Genomic DNA, 22,254 nt, shown 5'->3' with positions numbered 1-22,254 from the left:
CGCACATCGCGCGATGATTATCGGATAAGACCACCCTTTCTGAATCTCGCCGGAAGCCCCTCGCACCGAGCGTTGACCACCCTTAGTATCGATCCGAACACTGTCGGTGATTATCCGCGAGCCTGGGGGGCGACATGCGCGGGCATTTCCGCACACTGCTGCGCCATGTCGCGTACCCGATCCTGCTGGCCGCGCTGGTGGCCACGGCGGTCGCCGCACTGCACCTGCGCTGGGACCTCGGCCGGGTGAGCCAGCTCTTCCTCGTCGGCACCATCACCTACTTCACCCTGCTCGAAAGGTTGATCCCGTACGAGCGGGAATGGGCGCCGCGTGCCCGCGAATGGGGCTGGTACGGCGTCTACTTCGTTCTCACGACGACCGGCGGGGCCCTGGCCCAGCTACCGGTGGCGGCCATCGTCGACCGGGCCGCGCCACGGCATCCGGCCCTGCCGCTCTGGGCGGAGATCCCGCTGGCGCTGCTCCTCGGCTCGCTGGTCAACTACCTGATCCACCGGTGGTGCCACACCAGCCCTCGGCTCTGGCGGCTGCACGGTGTGCACCATGTGCCCGACAAGGTGAACGTCGGGAACAACGGGGTCAACCACCTACTGGACGTCGTGCTCACGCAGGGCGTGGTGCAGTGCTCACTCGCCCTGGCCGGATTCTCGACCGCGTCGGTCTTCGTGATCGGTCTGTTCGTGGTCACCCAGGGCTACTTCGTGCACGCCAACATCGATGTCCGGATCGGCCCGCTCAACCACGTCCTCGCGGGACCCGAGCAGCACCGGCTTCATCACAGCGTCGACCTGTCGGAAGCCGGTCACTACGGCTCCGAACTCTCGGTCTGGGACCACGCGTTCGGCAGTTTCACCTGGCGGCCCGGCCGGCGGCCGGTCGCCGTGGGCCTGCGGAATCCGGCGGACTTCCCCCGGACCGGCGAGGTGGTCGCGAGCCACCTCCAGGCATGGCGCCGGCCCGCGCGTCCCGACAGCTCCCCCACCGGCCCGGCCGGGGTGAGCCGACCAGCCCCGTAGCACCTCGACCAGCCCCGTAGCCCGTAGCTCCCCGGCCCCTCCGGCCGGACCACCAGCAGCCCGTCCTGCCCGGCCCACCCGGCCGGACCAGCAGCACTCCGGCCCGCCCGGCGTACCCGGCGTACCCGGCGGACCAGCAGCTCATCGTCCGACTGTCCGCTCCACTCGTGACCTCCGCCCTCCGCCCCTGCCGCTGCCACGGCCTCCGGTCGGTACGGCTCGGCGCGGCGCGGCGCGGCCACCGTCCCCTGCGCGCGCGAACGCGCCCTGATCGCCTCGCCCACGCGAACGAAGCGTCCGAAGGACTCGCCCATGACGGATTCATGCCTCGTCCCCTCCCCGGACCCCACCCCCACCCCGCCCCCCGCCGCCCCGGACACCGCCGCGGCTCCGGGCGGCGCACCGCTCTCGCTCCGGTCGGGCGGCGCCGGCTGCCCCGGCCTCCCCGAGACCGAGCGCGAGAAGATCGCGATCATCGGGATCGGCTGCCGGTTGCCCGGCGGCGCCAACGACCACCGCGCGTACTGGCGGAATCTGGTCGACGGCAAGGACTGCATCACCCCGACCCCGCGCAGCCGGTACGACGTGACCACCCTGGGCAGCCGCGACAAGGCCAAGCCGGGCCGGCTGGTCGGCGGCCGGGGCGGATACATCGACGGCTTCGACGAGTTCGACCCCGCCTTCTTCGGCATCAGCGGCCGCGAGGCCGACCACATGGACCCGCAGCAGCGGAAACTGCTGGAAGTGGCCTGGGAGGCCCTGGAGGACGGCGGCCAGAAACCGGCCGAGCTGGCCGGCCGTGACGTGGGCGTCTACGTCGGCGCGTTCACCCTGGACTACAAGATCGTCCAGTTCTCCGACCTCTCCTTCGACACACTCGCCGCGCACACCGCCACCGGCACGATGATGACGATGGTGTCGAACCGCATCTCGCACTGCTTCGACTTCCGCGGCCCCAGCGTCTCCCTCGACACCGCCTGCTCCTCCTCCCTGGTCGCCGTCCACCTGGCCGGTCAGAGCCTGCTCCGCGGCGAGACCGACCTCGCGCTGGCCGGCGGCACCCTGCTCCACATCGCGCCGCAGTACACCATCGCCGAGACCAAGGGCGGTTTCCTCTCCCCACAGGGCCGCTCCCGCACCTTCGACGCCGCCGCCGACGGCTACGTCCGCGCCGAGGGTGTCGCGATCGTCGCCCTCAAACGGCTCTCCGACGCCGTCCGCGACGGCGATCCCGTGCATGCCGTCATCATCGGCAGCGGCGTCAACCAGGACGGCCGTACCAACGGCATCACCGTGCCCAACCCGGACGCCCAGGTGGCCCTGATCGAACGGGTCTGCGCCGAGGCCGGGATCGTCCCCGGCAGCCTCCAGTACGTCGAGGCGCACGGCACGTCCACCCCCGTCGGCGACCCGATCGAGGCGACGGCACTGGCCCGTGCCCTGGCGGTGGGCCGCCGGCCCGGAGACCGCTGCTACGTCGGCTCGGTGAAGACCAACATCGGACACACCGAGTCGGCGGCCGGCCTCGCCGGGCTGATCAAGTCGGCGCTGGCGCTGAAGCACCGCCTGATCCCCCCGCACATCAACCTGGAGCGGCTCAACCCCGCGATCGACCCGGCCACCCTCCCGTACGAGATCCCCACCGCGCCCACCCCGTGGCCCGCGCACCGGGGACCGGCCAGAGCCGGCGTCAACTCCTTCGGCTTCGGCGGCACCAACGCGCACGTCCTGCTGGAGGCCGCACCCGAGCCGGACCCGGAGCCGGCGCCGGAACCGGTCGATGCAGGGACTACGGAAGGTGCCGTAGCTCCACAAGACGCCAGGACCGAAGCGGGCGTCGAGGTCGAGGAGGCCGTCGGAGGCGGGGAAGGCGGCGAAGCTCAGGCGCCCGTCGTCCTGGAAGGCCCCGGGGACGGTGTCGTCGAGGTCGGCGCCGCGTCCCCTGTCTGGACGGTTCTGCCGCTGAGCGCACGGGAAGCCGCCGCTCTGCCCGTGGTCGCCGCCGGGATCCAGGGCGAGTTGGCCGGTGTGCGGGGCGGTGACCCGGCCCGGCCGGCCGACGTCGGTCACACCCTGGCCCATCGACGCCAGCACCACGACGCCCGGCTCTCGGTCGTGTACGACTCCCGTGGCGCCGCCGCCCGCGCGTCGCTGGACGAGGCGCTCTCCGCCCATGTGCGCGGCGAGCCGCACCCTCGGGTACTCACGGACCACCGTCGCGAACCCCGGCACCGGCGGCTGGCCTGGGTCTTCACCGGCATGGGCCCGCAATGGTGGGCGATGGGGCGGCAGCTCTTCGCCACCGAGCCGGTGTACCGGGAGGCCGTCGAGCGCTGCGCCGAGCACATCGCCGAGCTCACTGGCTGGTCGCTGACCGAGGAGCTCGCCGACGAGGCGGACTCCCGGATGGCCGAGACCTGGCTCGCCCAGCCCGCCAACTTCGCCGTGCAGGTGGGACTGGCCGCGCTCTGGCACAGCCGTGGAGTCCACCCCGACGCCGTCGTCGGCCACTCCACCGGCGAGGTCGCCGCCTTCCACGAGGCCGGCGTCTACGACCTGGCCGACGCGGTCAAGGTGGTGGTGCACCGCAGCCGGCTCCAGCAGCGGCTGGCCGGCACGGGGGGCATGCTCGCCGTCGCCCTCGGCGAGGCGGAGGCCGTCCGCCGGCTCCGCCCGTACGGCGACGCGATCTCGGTGGCCGCCGTCAACAGCCCTACCTCGCTCACCCTCGCCGGGGACGAGACCGCGCTGGCCGAGCTGGCCGCCGCGCTCACCGCCGAGCAGGTCTTCGTCCGCCCGCTGGCCGTCGAAGTGCCGTACCACAGCGCCCGCATGGAGCTGATCAAGGACGAGCTGCTGGAGTCGCTCGCCGGTCTCAAGCCCCGCCCGGCCCGGGTTCCGCTCCATCTCACCGGGCGCGAGGGCACCGCGCGCGGCACCGAACTGGACGCCGCCTACTGGTGGCACAACGTCCGTGACCGCGTCCGCTTCAAGCAGGCGGTCGAGCGGCTGACCGACGACGGGTACCGGCTGTTCCTGGAGGTGGGGCCGCACCCGGTGCTCGGCCGGTCGATCGCCGAGACGGTCGAGCACCGGGCGGTCGGCGGGAGCGGTGACGGCCGCTCCGCCGCAGCCGATCCCGCCGGCGTGCGCACGCTGCCGTCGATCCGCCGCCAGGAGGACGAACAGGTCACGTTCACGGCGTCGTTGGCCGCCCTGCACAACCTCGGTGTCGAGGTCGACTGGTCCGTGCTCCAGCCCGCCGGGCGGGCGGTCCCGCTGCCGCGCTATCCCTTCCGACGGGACCGGCACTGGGTCGAGCCCCGGCCGGTCGCCGTGGTCCGGCAGGGCCGGTGGGACCACCCTCTGCTCGGCCGTCGGCTGCCGGGCGCCGAACCGGCCTGGGAGGCCCGGCTGGACGTCGAGGCACTGCCGTACCTGGAGGACCACCGCATCCAGGGCAGCGTCCTCTTTCCCGCCGCCGGTTACCTGGAGATGGCGGTGCAGGCGGTGCGCGCCCTGACCGGGGGCGCCGACGCCGCGCTGGCCGGCATCGAGCTGCGCAAGGCACTCTTCCTGCCCGACGCGGAGAGCCGCGCCGTCCAGCTCACCCTCTCGACCGAGCACGGCGACTTCACCGTCGCCACCCCCGCCGGGCAGGGAACCGAGCGGACCGTGCACGCCGTCGGCACCGTCCGGCCCGGCCAAAGCCGCCGCCCAGCACGGCTGTTGGACGTTACGGCGCTGCGTGAGCGGGCCGTCCGCCGTCTGACCGGACCGGAGTGCTACGCGGAGCTGGCCGCGCTCGGTTACCACTACGGCCCGGCGTTCCAGGGCATCGAGGAGGTCTGGATCGGTGCCGGTGAGGCGCTGGCCAGGATCCGGCCGACGTCGGCGGTCGGCGGGCAGGGAGTGGATCACCAGGTGCATCCGGTGGTGATGGACGCGCTGTTCCAGACCCTGCTGACCCCGCAGTTGTCGACGGCCGGCCCCGCGGGCGCCGGTATCCGGCTGCCGGTCTCCATCGAGGAGGTACGGCTCGACGCGGTGGGCGATCGCACCCTGTGGGCGCACGCCACCGTCACCGATGACACCGGCGCCGAACTGGTCGGCGACATCGCGGTCCACGACGAGCAGGGCGTACCGCTCGGCGGGATCACCGGGTTCCGGGCCGCCGATGTCGAGCGGGCCGCGACAGCGGTCGGGCCGGCGACCATCGACGGCTGGCTCGCCGAACCGGTCTGGACCCCGCTGCCGGACGCCCCCGATCTGTCGGACGCCTCCGACCTGCCGCTCGGCCACGCCGACGACTGGCTGGTGTTCGCGGACGGGCGGGGCGTCGCCGACGCGCTGGCCCAGCGGATCACCGCACGCGGCGGCCGTTGCCTGCTCGTCCGGCCCGGCGCCGGGTACCGGCCCGCCGAGGGCGACGCTCCGGCCGTCGTCGATCCCGGCTCCGCCACCGACCTGGCCCGCCTCCTGGCCGACCACCGGGCCTCCGGCGCACCGGACCCGGCCGCCGTCGTCCACCTGTGGAACCTCGACCGACCGGGACTGTCCCACCGGGCCGGCCCCATTGCCCCGGGCAAGGCCACCGCGCCGGCCGACCCCATCGCCCCGGCCGACCCCACCTCCCCGGGGGCCCGGGCCACCCCGGTCGCACTCACCCCCGACGACACCTCCCCCGGCGCCTACAACCTGGTCGTCCTCGCCGCACTGATGTCGGCCGAACTGCCGGGCAGCCGACTGCACATCGTCACCCGGTGCGCGCAGGCCACCGTCGCCGGTGAGCCGGTCCAGCCGCTGGGGGCGCCCGCCTGGGGCATCGGCAGGGTGCTGCGCCATCAGGAGCTGCCCGGCCACCCGGGCAAGCTGGTCGACCTCGGCCCGGAGGGGGACCGCGACGGCGAGGCCGCCGCGTTGCTGCGTGAGTTCACGCTGGGCGACCAGGACGAGATCGCGCTGCGCGACGGCCTTCGGCTCACCTGCCGACTGCGGCGCGCGGAGGGGCTGAGCCGACCGCTGCCGCCGCGGCTCCGGCCGGACGCCGCGTACCTGGTCACCGGCGCCTTCGGCGCGCTCGGCCGGCTGCTGTGCCGCACGCTGGTCCGGCGCGGTGCCCGCCGGCTGATCCTGGTCGGCCGTGGCCCGCTGCCACCGCGCGAGGAGTGGCGGAACGTCGACCCGACCGGCCCGGAGGGCCTGCGCGTCGCCTTCCTGCGGGAGCTGGAGGCCTTGGGCGCCGAACCGGTCCCGGCGCGGCTGGACATCACCGACGAGTCGGCGCTGGCCGCCTGGCTGGCCGAGTACCGGCGGCTGGACCGGCCGCCGATCCGCGGCGTGTTCCATCTGGCGGGCCAGGTCCGGGACACCCTGGTCGGCGAGCTGGACCGGGAGACGTTCGACGCGGCGTACGCCCCGAAAGTGCTCGGCGCGCTCGCCCTGCACCGGCAGCTGACCGGCGAACCGCTGGACCACTTCGTGCTGTTCGCCTCGATCGCCTCGCTGCTGACCACGGCCGGGCAGACCAACTACGCCGCGGGCAACGCCTTCCTGGACGCGCTGGCCCACCACCGCCGGGCGCTCGGTCTGCCCGCGCTGAGCCTCGACTGGGGCCCCTGGGCGACCGGGATGATCGAGGAACTGGGTCTGATCGACCACTACCGCGCCAGCCGGGGCATGAGTTCGCTCGCCCCGGAGACCGGGATGGCCGTACTGGAACGGGTGCTCGGCCAGGACCGGGCCCAGCTGCTGATCGCCACCGTGGTGGACTGGCCGGTCTTCCTCTCCTGGTACCCCGCTCCGCCGCCGCTGGTGGCCGACCTGGCCGCGGCCGCCCGGGAGTCCGGCCCGGCGGCGGAGCCGACCGGCCCACTGGAGACGCTGCGGGCGGCCGGGGAGGCCGAGCGGCTGTCCCTGCTCACCGGGTGGTTCGGCGGGCTGGCCGCCTCCGTGCTCAGGGTGCCGGCCGACCAGATCGAACCCGGCGCCGGACTCGGCAACCTCGGCCTGGACTCCCTGCTCGCGATGGAGCTGCGGGCCCGCCTGACCACCGAACTGGGCACCACCCTCCCGTTGGTGGCGCTGCTGAGCAACGCGCCGGTCGCCGAGCTGGTGGCCCAGCTGTACGAGTCGCTGGCCGAGCTGCTCCACGAGGAGCGGCCCGACCGGGGCGGGACCGGTGTCGAGCGGTACGAGGACGAGTCGTCGTACCCGCTGACGCAGAACCAGAAGGCCCTGTGGTTCCTCAAGCAGCTCGACCCGGACGGGTTCGCCTACAACATCGGCGGCGCGGTCGAGGTCCGGGTGGAGCTGCAACCCGAGCTGATGGCCCTCGCCTTCCGCACCATGGTCGAACGGCATCCCGGTCTGCGGGCCAACTTCGTGCTCGACGACGGCGGGCCGGTGCAGCGGATCTCCGCCGCGGTGGAGCCGGACTTCGCGGTCGTCGACGTCGAGCACCTGGACTGGGACGAGATCCACGCGATGATCGTCCGGGAGTACCGCAGGCCGTACGACCTGGAGCGCGACCCGCTGGTACGGTTCCGCCTGTTCCGGCGGGGCCCGGCCCGCTGGGTGATCATGAAGGCCGTCCACCACATCGTCTCGGACGCGATCTCCACGTTCACCTTCATCGAGGAGCTCCTCGCGGTCTACGAGGGGCTGCGGCGCGGCGAGGCGGCCCAGCTGCCCCCGGTCTCAGCGCGCTACCTGGACTTCCTCAACCGGCAGAACGAGTTCCTGGCCGGGCGCGAGGCGTCGAGAAAGCTCGACTACTGGCGGTCACGGCTGCCCGCCGAAGTGCCGACCCTCGAACTGCCCACCGACAGGCCGCGCCCCGCGGTGCAGACCCACAACGGCGCCTCGGAGTTCTTCGTCCTGGACGAGGAGCTGAGCGCCCGGGTGCACGCGCTGGCCCGCGAACACAACGTCACCGTGTTCATGGTGCTGCTCAGCGCCTACTACCTGCTGCTGCACGCGTACTCGGGTCAGGACGACCTCGTCGTCGGCAGCCCGGTGACGGGCCGCACGGACGAGGAGTTCGCCGGCGTCTACGGCTACTTCGTCAACCCGCTGCCGCTGCATGTCTCGCTGGCCGGGGAGCCGACCGTGGCCGAGCTGCTGGACCGGGTGCGGACCACCGTGCTGGGCGGCCTCGACCACCAGGAGTACCCGTTCGTGCTGCTGGTGGAGAAGCTCGGTCTGCAACACGACCCCAGCCGCTCGGCGGTCTTCCAGGCGATGTTCATCCTGCTCCACCACAAGGTCGCCACCGAGAAGTACGGATACCGGCTGGAGTACATCGAACTCCCCGAGGAAGAGGGCCAGTTCGACCTCACACTCTCCGCGTACGAGGACGAGTCGGAGCACCGCTTCCACTGTGTGCTCAAGTACAACACCGACCTCTTCCTGCCGGAGACGGTGACCCGGCTGGCCGGACACTACGTCAACGTGCTCACGGCACTGACCACCTCGGGCCCGGAGCGCGCCGCGACCGGTCTCGACCTGCTCGGCCCCGACGAACGGGCGCTGGTCCTCGGGCGGTGGAGCGGCGCGGAGCGGCGGGTCGCGTACGACGAGCCGGTGCACGAACTGATCCTGCGTGCGGCGGCGGCCGCCCCGACGGCGCCGGCGGTGGTGCTGCCGGCCGGGTCCGGCCCGGCCGTCCGCCTCACGTACGGCGAGCTGGCCGAACGCTCGGCGCGGGCCGCCGCCCGGCTGCGTGCGCTGGGCGCCGGGCCCGGCTCGGTGGTGGCCCTCTGCCTGGAGAAGTCCCCGGAGCTGATCGTCGCCCTGCTCGCGGTGCTCCGCACCGGCGCCGCCTATCTCCCGCTCGCCCCCGGCGACCCCGCCGACCGGCTGGCCCACCTGGTCGCGCACGCGGAAGCGGCCCTGCTGATCACCGACGACCACGACCGGACCGACCGACTCGACGGGCTCGACGGGCTCCCGGCCCGGCTGGTCACCACGGGCGAACTGGGCACGGCGGGAGCCGAGTTCGCGGATCAACCAGTAGGTCTGGAGGCGCCCGCGTACATCATCCACACCTCCGGGTCCTCCGGTCGCCCCAAGGCCGTCCGGGTGTCGCACGGCAATCTGGCCTCCGCGTACCAGGCGTGGCGTGCCGAGTACCGGCTGGACACCGACGTCAGGGTGCACCTCCAGATGGCCGCCCCCTCCTTCGACGTCTTCACCGGGGACGTGGTCCGCGCCCTCTGCTCGGGCGGGACCCTGGTGCTGGTCGGACGGGAACTGCTGTTCGACACGGCCCGGCTGCACGAGGTGATGCGCGCCGAGCGGGTGGACGCCGCCGAGTTCGTCCCGGCGGTGGCCCGCGTCCTCGCCGATCACTGCGAACGGGACGGGCTGCGGCTGGATTTCATGCGGCTGCTGGTGGTCGGCTCGGACGTGTGGAAGGTCGAGGAGTACGAGCGGCTGCGCGCCCTGTGCGGCCCGGCGACCAGGGTCGTCAACTCGTACGGCCTCACCGAGGCCACCATCGACAGCGCGTACTTCGAGGGTCCGGTGGACGGGCTGGAGCCCAGCCGGATGGTGCCCATCGGACGGCCCTTCCCGAACAGCACCCTCTATCTGCTGGACCGGCACGGCCGCCCGGTCCCGCCCGGTGTCACCGGCGAACTGTGGATCGGCGGCTCCGGCGTGGCACTCGGCTACGCGGGCGACGAGGAACGGACCGCCCGGCGGTTCACCAGCCTGCCGCTGGGTGGCGCCGACGGCACCGAGCCGGTCCGGGTCTACCGCACGGGTGACCTCGCCTGCTGGGACGCGGACGGCGGGGTGCGTCTGCTCGGCCGGGCCGACACACAGATCAAGGTACGAGGGCACCGGATCGAGCCGGGGGAGATCGAGAGCCGACTCGCGGAATGGCCCGAACTGGACCGGGCGGTGGTCACCGTCCGTGCCGACGGGCGGGGCGAGAACACGCTCTGCGCCTACTGCGTGCCGGCCCCCGGCAGGACCCTCGACCGGCGTGAGCTCCGCCGTCATCTGGCCGGCCTGCTGCCGACCTTCATGATCCCGGCGCACTTCACCGAGGTGCCCGCCCTGCCGCTCACCGCCAATGGAAAGGTCGATCTCGCCGCGCTGCCCGCCCCCGCGACGGACGGCGTGGAGCGGACGGCCGAACCGCCCGCGACCCTGTACGAGGTCAGGATGGCCGAGCACTGGGAGGCGCTGCTCGGCATCGAGAAGCCGGGGCTCCAGCACGACTTCTTCGAGTGCGGCGGCTCCTCGATCAGGCTGATCGAGCTGATCCACGGCCTCCAGGGCGAGTTCAACATCACCGTTCCGGTGAGCAGGCTGTTCGAGGTGACCACCCTGCACGGGATGGCCCGGACCGTCGAGCACATCATCACCGGCCGGATCGAGGGCGGCCGACCGTACCTCTGGTTCAACCGGGAGCAGCGGCAGACCCTGTTCTGCTTCCCGCCGGCCGGCGGCCACGGCCTGGTGTACCGGCAATTCGCGGAGCACCTGCCCGAGTACCGGCTGGTCGCCTTCAACTACGTGTCGGGCGACGGCAAGGTCGACGCGTACGCGGACCTGGTCGGTTCACTCCAGCCGGAGGGGCCCTGCGCGCTGCTCGGCTACTCGCTCGGCGGCAACCTCGCCTTCGAGGTGGCCAAGGAACTGGAGCGGCGCGGCCGCACGGTCTCCCATGTGGTGATCGTGGATTCGCACCGCATCCCGGAGCCCTTCGACCTGGCCGACGAGCATGTCGCCGCCTTCGAGCGTGAGCTGGAAGAGCATCTGTGGCGGCACACCGGTTCGACGGCGGTCGCCGACGAGACCCGCGCGCAGGCCCGCGACTACCTGCGGTTCTGCAGCCTGACGCCCAACGTCGGCGTGATCACCGCCGAGATCGGTGTCATCTCCGACGCCGAGCAGGCCGCGCTCCACGAGGCCGGCTACCACGGCGCCTGGCACGGCAGCTCGGCCACCCGCACGACGGTCCTCACGGGCCACGGCACCCACGCCGAGATGCTCGACCACGAGTTCACCGCCCACAACGCCCGGCTCACCCGGTCGATCCTCACCGGAACCCCACCCCACACGCCGTGACCCCGGCACCTGAACCGACCCGTGCCCCGGCCCGGCCTCACACCGCCCCCACCACCGCCCCGTGAGAGGAACGGATCCCCCATGCCCGATCAACACCCCCCACTCCCCTACCCCTTCGCCCCACGGGGCCTCGACCTCGACCCCGCCTACGCGGAGTTGCGCGAGCGCGCACCGGCCCGTATCCGCATGCCGTACGGCGACGACGCCTGGCTGGTCACCCGGTACGAGGACGTACGGGCCGTCCTGGCCGACCCGCGGTTCAGCCTGGCCGCGTCGATGCACCGGGACCAGCCGCGGATGCGCCCGGTGGCCCGTACCGGTGCCGGTCTCTTCTCCACGGAGCCGCCCGACCACACCCGGCTCCGCTCGCTGGTCGCACGGCAGTTCAGCGCCCGCCGGGTCGAACCGCTGCGCGCGCGGGCCGGAGAACTGGCCGACGAGCTGATCGACGGGATGGTGGCCGCGGGCCGACCGGCGGACCTGGTCGAGGACTTCGCCATCCCCATGCCGACCACCATCATCTGCGAGGTGCTCGGCATCCCCGCCAAGGACCACCGGATGCTCTGGCACTGGGCGGAGACGGTGCTCTCCGCCATCACCCCCCAGGAGGTGCTCGCCACCGAGGGCCGGGCCTTCATGGAGTACATGGTCGGTGTGCTGGAGCTGCGGGGCCGCGAGCCGGGCGACGACCTGCTCACCACCCTGGTCCGGGCCTGTCGCGAGGAGGGTCTGATCAGCGAGGAGGAACTGCTGTCGATCGCCTGCGACCTGCTGATCGCCGGCTTCGTCTCCACCACCAACCAGATCGGCAACTTCTTCCACCAACTCCTCGTACATCCACAGGAGTTGACGCGACTACGGGAGCGTCCGGAGCTGATCCCGAAGGCCGTCGAGGAGCTGATGCGCTACGTGCCGCTGCTCACCGGCTTCAACCTGGCACGGTACGCGACCGCCGATGTCGAGCTGGGCGGCATCACGATCCGGGCCGGCGAGGCGGTGATGATCGCCACCGCCGCCGCCAACCGCGACCCGGGGGTGTTCCCGGAGCCGGAGCGCCTCGTCATGGACCGCGACGCCAACCCGCACATCGGCTTCGGCCACGGCGTGCACTACTGCGTCGGCGCCCATCTCGCCCGGCTGGAGCTCCAGGTGGCGATCGAGCGGGTGCTGCACCGGCTGCCCGGTCTACGGCTGGCCGTCCCCGAGAGCGAACTGAGCTGGAAGCAGGACGCGATGGTCAACGGTCTCCAGGCGCTCCCGGTCGCCTGGTGACCGGGCGGGCGAACGGCACCCCGGCACCCCCCACCGGTACGACGAGGAGGACAGTGGACTTGGCGCGACAGAAGGGCACGGACACCTCGAACGGCACCGGGACCGACACCCGTACCGGCCGTCGACGGGAGTCGATGATCATCATCGGCGGTGGTCTCGGTGGTCTCTCCACCGGGTGCTACGCCCGGATGAACGGCTACCGGACCCGGATCTTCGAGATGCACGAGATCCCCGGCGGCTCGTGCACCGGCTGGGACCGCAGCGACTTCACCTTCGACTGGTGCGTCAGCTGGCTCCTCGGCAACGGTCCGGGCAACGAGATGTACCAGATCTGGCTCGAACTGGGCGCGCTCCAGGGCAAGGAGATGCGGCACTTCGACGTGTTCAACATCGTCCGGGGCCGGGACGGCCGGGCGGTCCGCTTCTACTCCGACCCGGACCGGCTCCAGGCGCACCTGCTCACGCTCTCTCCGGCCGACGCGGCGCCCATCCGGGAGTTCTGCGCGGGCATCCGCACGTTCCGCAAGGCGCTGGCGGTCTACCCGTTCCTCAAGCCGGTCGGGTTGATGGGCCGGTGGGAGCGGTGGCGGATGATGGCCTCCTTCGTCCCGTACTTCACCACCATCCGCAAGTCGATCACGGTGTTGATGACGGACTACGCGCAGCGGTTCCGCGACCCGCTGCTGCGTGAGGCGTTCAACTTCATCCTCTACGAGAGGCATCCGGCGTTCCCGGTGCTGCCGTTCTACTTCCAGCTGGCCTCGCACGCCAACCAGGCGGCGGGTGTGCCGGAGGGCGGTTCGCTGGGGCTCGCCCGGTCGGTCGAGGAGCGGTACCGCAAGCTGGGCGGTGAGATCACCTACAACGCCAGGGTCGAGGAGATCCTGGTCGAGCGGGACCGCGCGGTGGGGGTACGGCTGAGCGACGGCCGGGAGTACCGGGCCGACATCGTGGTCTCGGCGGCCGACGGCCACACCACGGTGATGAAGCTGCTGGGCGGCAGGTACCTCAACGACACCTACCGCAGGCTCTACACCTCGCTGATCGACCAGCCCGGCCAGCTGTCCCCCGGTTACGTCTCCCTCTTCCTGGGGCTGCGCAAGCCCTTCCCGGAGGGCGACCCGTGCACCACCTATCTGCTGACGGAGCAGCAGGCGAGCGCGCTGACGGGGATCCGCTGCCCGTCGATGAACGTGCAGTTCCGCACCCGGCACTACCCGGAGCTGGCGCCGCGCGAGTCCACCGTGGTGTTCGCGACGTACTTCTCCGACATCGGGCCCTGGCGGGAGCTGCACCAGGGACCGGAACGCTCCTCCCGGGTCCGGCGCGGTCAGGAGCTGCACACCCTGCCGGTCCGGCACGGCAGGGACTATCTGACCGCCAAGCGGGAGGTCCGCAAAGGCATCGTCTCCTTTCTGGACGAGCGGTTCCCCGGGTTCAAGGACGCGGTGGCCGTCGCCGACGTCTCCACCCCACTGACGCAGGTCCGCTACACGGGCGTCTACGACGGCACGTTCCCGGGCTGGAACCCGTTCGTGGAGGGCGCGGAGACGGTGGAGGAGGAGATCAGGCGCAGCGGCCCGGTCCTGCCCGGGCTGTCGGACTTCTACCTCTCCGGGGTCTGGGCGACCATCGGCGGCCTGATCCGGGCGGCCGCCGCGGGCCGGCACGTCATGCAGTTCATCTGCCGGGACGACGGTGTGGAGTTCACCGCCGACATCGACCGGAGCGCCCCGCCCCCGACGCATGTGGTCATCCCGGTCGGCGGTCCGCCCCGGCAGGCGCGGGCCGCCGACCGGGGCGGTACGACGAGCGGTCCCTCGAACACCGAGACAGGAGCCCTGACATGAGGATCGAGAAGTGGGTCGTCCGTGAGCACCTGGGCGGTGTCCCGGACGTGGACCGGATCTACGAGAAGGTGGTGGAGGACGTCGAGATCGACCTCCGCCCCGACGAGATGCTGTTCCGTACGCGGTACGTGTCGGTCGACCCGTACCAGAACGGGCTGGCGCTGGAGACGCCGCTCGGCCACCCCATGGGCGCGGACTCGATCATGGAGGTGCTGGAGGCGGGGCCCAAGGCCGCGTTCGCGGTCGGTGACCTGGTGCAGGGCTTCGGCGGCTGGCGCAGCCATGTGGTCCACAACGGCGCCGAGGAGGTGTGGCGGACGGGCACCTTCCCGATGGTCTTCCCGGCCTACCGCCGGCTCGACCCGGAGCGGTACGACGAGCGGCTGCCGCTGTCCACCGCGCTCGGCGTCATGGGCGCGCCGGGGATGACCGCGTGGGGCACCCTCACCCGGTTCATGACCGTACGCCCCGGCGACACGGTGGTGGTCAGCGGTGCGTCCGGCTCGGTCGGCACGCTGGTGGGCCAGTTGGCCCGGCGGGCGGGCGCCGCCCGGGTGGTGGGCACCACCGCCTCACCGGGCAAGGTCGAGTACCTGCGCGGGCTCGGCTTCGACGAGGTGGTGCTCTACGCGCAGGCCGACGACGCGGAGAAGGTACGGCAGGAGTTGCTGCTCGCCGCGCCCGACGGGGTCGACCGGTACTTCGACAACCTGGGCGGAACCATCACCGACGCGGTGTTCACCATGCTCAACGTGGACAGCCAGGTGGCGGTCTGCTGGCAGTGGGCCACCACGGTGAACGGCGAACTGACCGGGCCCCGGCTGCTGCCGTACATCATGTTCCCGCGCACCACGATCCGCGGCATCTTCGCCCAGGAGTGGTTCCACGAGCCGCTGTTGACGCGGATGCACCAGGAGCTGGGAGGTCTCGTACGCGCCGGTGAGATCCAGTACCACCAGACCGTGCACCGGGGCTTCGACGCGATCCCGCACGCGTACCGCAGCCTCTACGTGAACCGGGAGGGGAACCGGGGCAAGGTGCTGGTCGAGGTCTGACCGAGCCCGCGGGAGGGACGGAACAGGGCACACGGACCACGGGGAGGCCGTTCTCCCACCGATGGGACAACGGCCTCCGACCGGGCTCCGACACCGGACGCCGTCAGTCCACCCGTTCCGGGTGCGTGAGGTTCGCTCCGCTCGCCGGGTCGAACACATGGGCCTTGGCCATGTCGACCCGCAACTCCATGGGCTCACCCTCGCGCGCCCGTGTGGCGGCGTCCAGACGGGCCACGATCTGATGGGTGTCGGCGCCGGTGTCGCGCAGACCGGAGTCCTTGGCGAGCTCCTCCAACTCGGTGGTCGTCGCGGGTCCGCCCTCCGCGGTGAAGTAGACGTACACATCGGAGCCCAGCGACTCCAGTACCTCCACGGTGGCGGTGAAGACCGGGCTCGTGCGGTCCCTTTCGTGGGAGAGGGTCGCGTCCTCGAACGCCTCCGGTCGCAGCCCGATGATGACCTCGCGGGGCGCGTTCTGCTCCTCCAACGCCCGTCTCGTACGGTCGTCGAGGGGCAGGTCCCCCAGGGGTGAGCGCAGGACACCGCCTTCGAGGGTGGCGTTCAGGAAGTTCATGGCCGGGGAGCCGATGAAGCCCGCGACGAAGATGTTGCGCGGCAGGTCGTACAGCTCGGCGGGGGTCCCGATCTGCTGGACCAGGCCCTGTCGCATGACCACGACACGGTCGCCGAGCGTCATCGCCTCGGTCTGGTCGTGGGTGACGTACACGGTGGTCGTACCGAGGCGCCGTTGCAGCCGGGAGATCTGGGTGCGCATCTGGACCCGGAGTTTGGCGTCGAGGTTGGACAGCGGCTCGTCCATCAGGAACGCCTTGGGGTCACGGACGATCGCCCGCCCCATGGCCACCCGCTGCCGCTGACCGCCCGAGAGATTGGCGGGCTTGCGGTCCAGGTACTCGGTCAGATCGAGGATCCGCGCCGCTTCCGTGACCTTGGCGTCGATGGTCGGCTTGTCCACCTTGGCCAGGCGCAGCGGGAAGCCCATGTTCTCCCGGACGCTCATGTGCGGGTAGAGGGCGTAGCTCTGGAAGACCATCGCGACGTCGCGTTCCTTGGGAGCGAGGTCGTTGACGACGCGGTCTCCGATGCGGAGGGTGCCCTCGGTGATGTCCTCCAGGCCGGCGATCATGTTCAGTGTGGTGGACTTGCCGCATCCCGACGGACCGACCAGGATCACGAACTCGCCGTCGGCGATCTCGAGGTCCACGTCCTTGACGGCGAGGGACCCGTCGGGAAAGCGCTTGGTGACTCCCTCGAGGATGATCTCGGCCATGGGTGGTGCCTCCTTGCCTTAGGACGCGTGTTCTGCCTGCCGCGGTCGGGGAGTTCACCCCTTCACCGCCCCTGAGGTCAGTCCGGCGACGATCCGCCGCTGGAAGAGCAGGACGAAGACGATGATCGGGATGGTGATGACCACGGCGGCCGCGGCGATCGACCCTGTGGGCTGCTGGAACTGGGAGCTCCCGGTGAAGAACGCGATCGCGGCCGGCACGGTACGCGCGGACTCGGTGGAGGTCAGCGAGATCGCGAACAGGAAGTCGTTCCAGCAGAAGATGAACACGAGGATGGCCGTGGTGAAGACGCCCGGCGCGGCCAGCGGCACGATGACCATGCGGAAGGCCTGTGCGGGCGTCGCCCCGTCGACCTTGGCGGCCTTCTCCAGATCCCAGGGGATCTCCCGGAAGAAGGCGGACAGGGTGTAGATCGCGAGGGGCAGGGAGAACGTCATGTACGGGATGATCAGCCCGATCCAGGTGTCGAAGATCCCGATGATCCGCTCGATGTTGAACAGCGGCGACACCAGGGAGATCGGCGGGAACATGGCGATCAGCAGCGACATGCCGATCAGTACCCGCTTGCCGGGGAACCGCAGCCTGGCCACCGCGTAGGCGGCCATGGTGCCCAGTGCCACCGCGATCACCGTGGCGATCAGGGCGATACCGATCGAGTTGATCAGTGCCCGGGTGAACTCGGAGGTCTCGAAGATGCCCCGGTAGTTGTCCCAGGTCCAGTCCGTGGGGATGTAGTTGCCGTCCGTCAGGGTGCTGGGGTCCTTGAAGGACAGTGCGGCGATCCACCCCACGGGGAACAGGGCGTACAGCACGACCAGCACGTTCAGGACACCCCATCGGGCGGCGTGTGTCTTTCCCACCGCGGCCATCAGCGCTTCACCTCCGCGCCGGGTGCGGCAGCGCCGAACAGTTTGACGAAGGTGAAGGCGATGATCCCGACGCAGATGAAGATCAGGACGGAGATCGCCGAGCCGATGCCCAGGTTCAGCGCGGTGAAGAGGTTGTCGTACCCGAGGATCGACACCGAGCCGGTGCCCTGGGCGCCCGCGGTCAGGATGTAGATGTTGTCGAAGATCCGGAACGCGTCCAGGGTGCGGAAGAGCAGCGCCACCAGGATGGCCGGTTTCATCAGCGGCAGCATGATCCTCGTGAAGCGCTGCCAGGCGGTGGCACCGTCCACCATGGCCGCCCTCAGGGTCTCCTCGGGGACCAGCGCGAGGCCCGCGAGCAGCAGCAGGGCCATGAACGGCGTCGTCTTCCACACCTCGGCGAGGATGATCAGCCAGAGGGCGGGCCACTGTTCGGTCAGGGGAGCGTCCCCCTGGGGCAGCAGCTCGGCCAGATATCCGAGGTCCGGGGTCCACGCGTACTGCCAGGAGAAGGCGGCCACCACGGTGACGATCCCGTACGGGATGAGGACCGAGGTGCGGACGACGCCTCGCCAGAAGATCGTGCGGTGCATCACGAGGGCGAGCCCCATTCCGAGGACCAGTTCGATCGCCACGGACACGGCGGTGATGAACAACGTGACCCAGAAGGCGTCCCACCAGAACGAAGAGGTCAGCACCGCCCCGTAGTTGCTCAGTCCCACGAACTCCGCCCGTCCGGGAAAGCGCAGGTCATAGCGCTGGAGGGACAGATACACGGCGTATCCGACGGGGTAGGCGGTCACGGCGATCATGACGATGACAGCGGGCGCGCAGAGCAGCCAGCCGAGTCGGCGCTCCTGTCTGGCGCCCGCCGAGAGTGCCGACCGGTCCGGTTCCGCCCTGCCCGTCTGTGTCCCGGGTGGCGGCGGGGCTCCGGCCGGTTCCGCCCGCGTGCTCATCTCGGGCCGTCCGAGGACGTGGCCCGCGCACGGGAGAGCCGACCGGCACAGGGCGGCGGGAGGAGGTGGTTCACGGGATCACACCCTCGGATCGCAGGGCATCGTCGATCTGTTCCTTGATGGTCTCGACCGAGCTCACGGGTTCGATCCCGGACGGCGGGGACAGGGTGTGGGAGACCGCGATCGACACGTTCTGGTAGACCGGGGTGATCGGGCGCACGCTTCCCGCCTCCAGGGCGGCCAGCACGTCGCGGGAGAAGGGGTACTCCTTCATGAACGCGGGCTCGTCGTACAGGGCGCGCAGCGTGGGGGGCAGACCGCCCTCGAGCGCCGCGGCGAGTTGGTTCTCCCGGTTGCGCAGACACAGGGCCGCCTCGAAGGCCAGATCGGGGTGGCGCGAGTAGGCGCTCACCGCCAGATCGATGCCTCCGATGGTGGGCCGCGCCGGGCGGTCCGCGTCGACCCGGGGGTACGGCGCCCAGCGGAAGTTCTTGAACAGCGCGGGGTTGTTCGCCTTCATCGACGGATAGACGAAGGGGTAGTTGAGCTCGAACGCCGCCGTTCCCGACTCCATGGCGAGCCGGTTCTGGTCCTCCATCTGGTTGGGGAGGGAGGGGTCCGCGGCCGACGAGTCGGCGAGATCACGCATGACCTGCGCGGCCCGGACGGCAGGCGGACCGAGGGAGGGCGCGGTCGCGGTCGCGTTGAGGATGGTGCCGCCGGCACTGTTGATCAGCGTGTTGAACCAGACGGTCAGTCCCTCGTACTGGGCACCCTGGATCTCCACGAAGTGCGGTTTGCCCTGTCGGGCGAGGGCCTCGGCCATGTCGAGCATCTCGGCCCAGGTCGTGGGCGGCCTGGGCACGAGGTCCGCGCGGTACCACAGGAGCTGGGTGTTGGCGTTGTACGGGACGGCGTACAGCTTGCCCTTCCAGGTCGAGGTCTGCAGCGGTACACGCAGGGTGCCCTCGGTGGCCTGCCGCTTCGCCGCGCCCGTCCATTCCCGGATCCAGCGCGCCTCGGCGAACTCCGCCGCCCAGGTGACGTCCAGGCCCAGGATGTCGAGGGAGTCGTCCTCGGCGGCGAGTCTGCGGACCATCTGCTGGCGCTGGCCGTCCGCGGCGCGCGGGAGCTTGTTGTAGCTGATCCGGTAGCGCCCGCCCGACGCCCGGCTGCACCCGTCGGCGGCCTTCTGGAGGGCGCCGGAGTCGTCCGGGAAGTTGTACCAGTTGAGGGTGGGCGTACCGGAACCCTCGTCGTCACCGCAGGCGGTGAGCACCGACGCCAGCAACGGCAGCACGGCGAACGCCCGGAGCCAGCGCGTCCCTCGGGGACGTCCCCGCTGACCCGAAACCGGCCGGCAGCCGCACCTCGCGTGCATGCGCTCCACACCTCGCTTCCGGACGGTGACAGGGGCTCGGGCCCCGCGGTGTTGCCCCTGCGCACACTAGGGACCGCAAAAACGGAGATCAAGCACATATCGCCTCAAATCGCCCAGCGATTTCCCAGGCCACTCATTCGACGAACCGGCGGGCGGTGAGAACGGAAAAGGCCGGTTTCGGAAACATCCGAAACCGGCCCTCATGTACGACTCTTTCGAGTCGGGACGACAGGATTTGAACCTGCGACCCCTTGACCCCCAGTCAAGTGCGCTACCAAGCTGCGCCACGTCCCGTCGCGACCTCCACGGTGCCCGCATTACCGACTCGTGCTCCGTGTGAACGCGCAGGTAAACCCTACCCTACATACCCCGCAGCAGACGGAGGGGTTGCACCGGGCCGTACCGAAGACGGCCCGGAAACGCTCGGCGCCCTACTCCGGCGGCGTGGGCGTGTCGTGGGTGCGGTACATCGCCTGGACGTCGAGTTCCAGTTGGACCGTGGGGCCGACGACGGCTATGCCGCGGGCGAGCATCGTGCGCCAGTTGAGGGTGTAGTCCTCGCGGTGCAGTTCGGCCTTGGCGAGGGCGGCGCAGCGGAGTTCCTCGCCGTAGCCGCCGTTGACGGTGCCCAGATACGTCGTGTCGAGGGCGACGGAACGGCTGACGCCGTGCATCGTGAGGGTGCCCTGGAGCGTCCACTTGCTGCCGCCCCGGTAGGCGAAGCGGTGGCTGGTGAAGTCGATGTGGGGGAAGCGCTCGACGTCGAGGAAGTCGGCCGAACGCAGGTGCGTGTCCCGGGTGTTGTTGCCGGTGTTGATGCTGGACGCGTCGATGCGGACGTGGACGCGGGACTCGGTGACGTCCTGGGCGACCTGGAGTCCGCCCTCGAAGCGTTCGAAGCGGCCGTGGACGTGGGCCATGCCGACGTGCTTGGCGATGAAACGGATCGCGGTGTGCGGCGGGTCGAAGAGCCAGGTGCCGGGGACGGGGAGTTCCAGCTGGCGGGCCGAGCGCAGCCAGACGCGTTCCGGGGCCGGGCCGGCGTCCGGGACGATCTCCACCGACTCCCGGTGGGGTTCGAGCCCCTCGGCCACGATCAGCAGGCTGTACGCGCCCGGTGGCAGGACGGCCATGAAGTAGCCGTACGGGTCGGTGGTGCCGCGGGCCGCGACCCGGTGGCTGCGGAGTTCCGTCACCGTCACCTCGGCCGCGCCCATGGGCTGGTTCACCGGGTCCAGGACCTCACGGACGAGGGCACCCGCACCGGGCGGGACCGGAAGCGTCAGGCCCGCGGCTCCCCGGGTGGCTTGGGAGGATCGCCGCCGGAGCAGTCCGAGGGGCATGCTGTTCACCTTTCAGTTCTCGATGTGCGGTCGGTCGGGTCAGGTGGGTGAGGGTCGGTCCCCCGCGTACGCCGCTCGCAGTACGTCCAGGACGCCCGCCTCGGTGACCTCGCGCGGGTTGGCGTACGCCTGCCCCGCCACCTGGGACGCGGCGACCGCCAAGTCGACTTCCCGCAGACCGAGTTCGGCGAGGGAGCGCGGGGCGCCCAGGCGTCCTGACAGCTCCCACAGGGCGTACGGGGCGTCGTCGGTGTCCAGGGCCCGGCCGAGTGCCGCGAGGGCCTCGGGGGCCGCGGGGGCGTTGTGGGCCAGCGCGTACGGGAGGACGACCGTGTGGGTCTCGGCGTGCGGCAGGCCGAAGGTGCCGCCGAGGACATGGCAGAGCTTGTGGTGCAGGCCCATCGTGGTCGCGCCGAGCGCGGCACCGCACAGCCAGGCGCCGTAGAGCGCGCGACCCCGGGCGTCGGGGTCCTTTGGATCGGCCGCCAGTTCGAGCAGCGCGCGCGTCATGGCCCGGGCACCCTCCGCCGCCGTCAGCGACACCAGCGGCGTGGCGTCCGGCGCGTAGAGGGCCTCCGCCGCGTGGGCGACCGCGTTGATGCCGCTGGTCACGGTCAGCGGCACGGGGAGGGAGAGGGTCAGTTCGGGGTCGTAGACGACACTGCGGGGCAGGACGGACGGGTCGCGGCCGGTGCGTTTGGCACCGTGCTCGGTCAGCCCCCAGACGGGGGTCATCTCCGAGCCCGAGTACGTCGACGGCACCGCGATCAGCGGCAGGCCGGTGCGCAGCGCGATGGCCTTGCCCAGGCCGATCGCGGAGCCGCCGCCGACGGCGACACACCCGTCGGCCCCGGCGGCGCGCGCCACCTCGACGGCCCGTTCGGCGACCTCGACGGGCACATGCATACGGGCCTCGGTGTGCAGCCCGGCGCAGGCGTCGCCGAGGGAGTCCGCGACGGCACCGGCCGTCTCCGCGCCGCGCGGGCCGGACACCACCAACAGCCGTCGCAGGCCGAGGCGTTCGGCCTCGCCCGGCACGGCGGTCGCCGAGGCGCCGGCGCGGAGCACGACCCGCATGGGCGGGGACTCGTGGACGAA

General features: G+C 71.4%; 11 protein-coding genes and 1 tRNA gene. 5 read left to right on the top strand and 7 right to left on the bottom strand.

Annotation, left to right across the window (positions count from 1 at the left end; translation table 11 throughout):
* Window positions 1–134 precede the first annotated feature (134 nt).
* The 5 genes from SMA5143A_RS06000 (at window position 135) to SMA5143A_RS05980 (ending at window position 15,294) form a co-directional block, all read left to right on the top strand.
* Complete coding sequence (locus SMA5143A_RS06000; RefSeq protein WP_107461869.1) at window positions 135–1,034, top strand: sterol desaturase family protein; 900 nt, start codon at window positions 135–137, stop codon at window positions 1,032–1,034.
* 312 nt (window positions 1,035–1,346) lie between these two features.
* A complete protein-coding gene (locus SMA5143A_RS05995; protein WP_107461868.1) occupies window positions 1,347–11,117 on the top strand; it encodes a non-ribosomal peptide synthetase/type I polyketide synthase in 9,771 nt (3,256 codons plus the stop codon).
* A gap of 81 nt (window positions 11,118–11,198) precedes the next feature.
* The gene (locus SMA5143A_RS05990) at window positions 11,199–12,389 is read left to right on the top strand and encodes a cytochrome P450 (RefSeq protein WP_107461867.1); all 1,191 of its coding nucleotides are present in this window, start codon (window positions 11,199–11,201) and stop codon (window positions 12,387–12,389) included.
* A gap of 134 nt (window positions 12,390–12,523) precedes the next feature.
* On the top strand, window positions 12,524–14,239 hold the full coding sequence (locus SMA5143A_RS05985; RefSeq protein WP_107461908.1) for a phytoene desaturase family protein: 1,716 nt from the start codon (window positions 12,524–12,526) through the stop codon (window positions 14,237–14,239).
* Window positions 14,236–15,294, top strand: a complete 1,059-nt coding sequence (locus SMA5143A_RS05980; RefSeq protein WP_107461866.1) for an MDR family NADP-dependent oxidoreductase — start codon at window positions 14,236–14,238, stop codon at window positions 15,292–15,294. The genes SMA5143A_RS05985 and SMA5143A_RS05980 overlap by 4 nt, the downstream gene beginning before the upstream one ends.
* A gap of 103 nt (window positions 15,295–15,397) precedes the next feature.
* Here the strand turns inward: SMA5143A_RS05980 and SMA5143A_RS05975 are convergent, their stop codons facing one another.
* The 7 genes from SMA5143A_RS05975 to SMA5143A_RS05945 form a co-directional block, all read right to left on the bottom strand.
* A complete protein-coding gene (locus SMA5143A_RS05975) occupies window positions 15,398–16,585 on the bottom strand; it encodes an ABC transporter ATP-binding protein (protein ID WP_107461865.1) in 1,188 nt (395 codons plus the stop codon).
* A gap of 54 nt (window positions 16,586–16,639) precedes the next feature.
* Window positions 16,640–17,473, bottom strand: a complete 834-nt coding sequence (locus SMA5143A_RS05970; RefSeq protein ID WP_107461864.1) for a carbohydrate ABC transporter permease — start codon at window positions 17,471–17,473, stop codon at window positions 16,640–16,642.
* Window positions 17,473–18,432 carry a carbohydrate ABC transporter permease gene (locus SMA5143A_RS05965; protein WP_107461863.1) on the bottom strand — a complete coding sequence of 320 codons (960 nt, stop codon included), beginning with the start codon at window positions 18,430–18,432 and terminating at the stop codon, window positions 17,473–17,475. Before SMA5143A_RS05965 ends, SMA5143A_RS05970 begins: the two co-directional genes overlap by 1 nt.
* Window positions 18,433–18,502: 70 nt before the next feature.
* Window positions 18,503–19,732: an ABC transporter substrate-binding protein gene (locus SMA5143A_RS05960; protein WP_258193426.1), complete on the bottom strand. Its 1,230-nt coding sequence runs from the start codon at window positions 19,730–19,732 to the stop codon at window positions 18,503–18,505.
* A gap of 301 nt (window positions 19,733–20,033) precedes the next feature.
* Window positions 20,034–20,107 (bottom strand) — tRNA-Pro (locus tag SMA5143A_RS05955).
* Window positions 20,108–20,244: 137 nt separating this feature from the next.
* Window positions 20,245–21,156, bottom strand: coding sequence for a YceI family protein (locus SMA5143A_RS05950; protein WP_107461862.1), 912 nt, complete (start codon window positions 21,154–21,156; stop codon window positions 20,245–20,247).
* A 39-nt stretch (window positions 21,157–21,195) separates the two neighbouring features.
* The gene (locus SMA5143A_RS05945) at window positions 21,196–22,233 is read right to left on the bottom strand and encodes a maleylacetate reductase (protein ID WP_107461906.1); all 1,038 of its coding nucleotides are present in this window, start codon (window positions 22,231–22,233) and stop codon (window positions 21,196–21,198) included.
* Window positions 22,234–22,254: the final 21 nt, after the last annotated feature.

This window comes from Streptomyces sp. MA5143a, assembly GCF_900290235.1.
GTDB lineage: Bacteria > Actinomycetota > Actinomycetes > Streptomycetales > Streptomycetaceae > Streptomyces.
The sequence above is the reverse complement of the archived record's forward strand: the minus strand, read 5'-3'. Positions and strand labels throughout refer to the sequence as shown.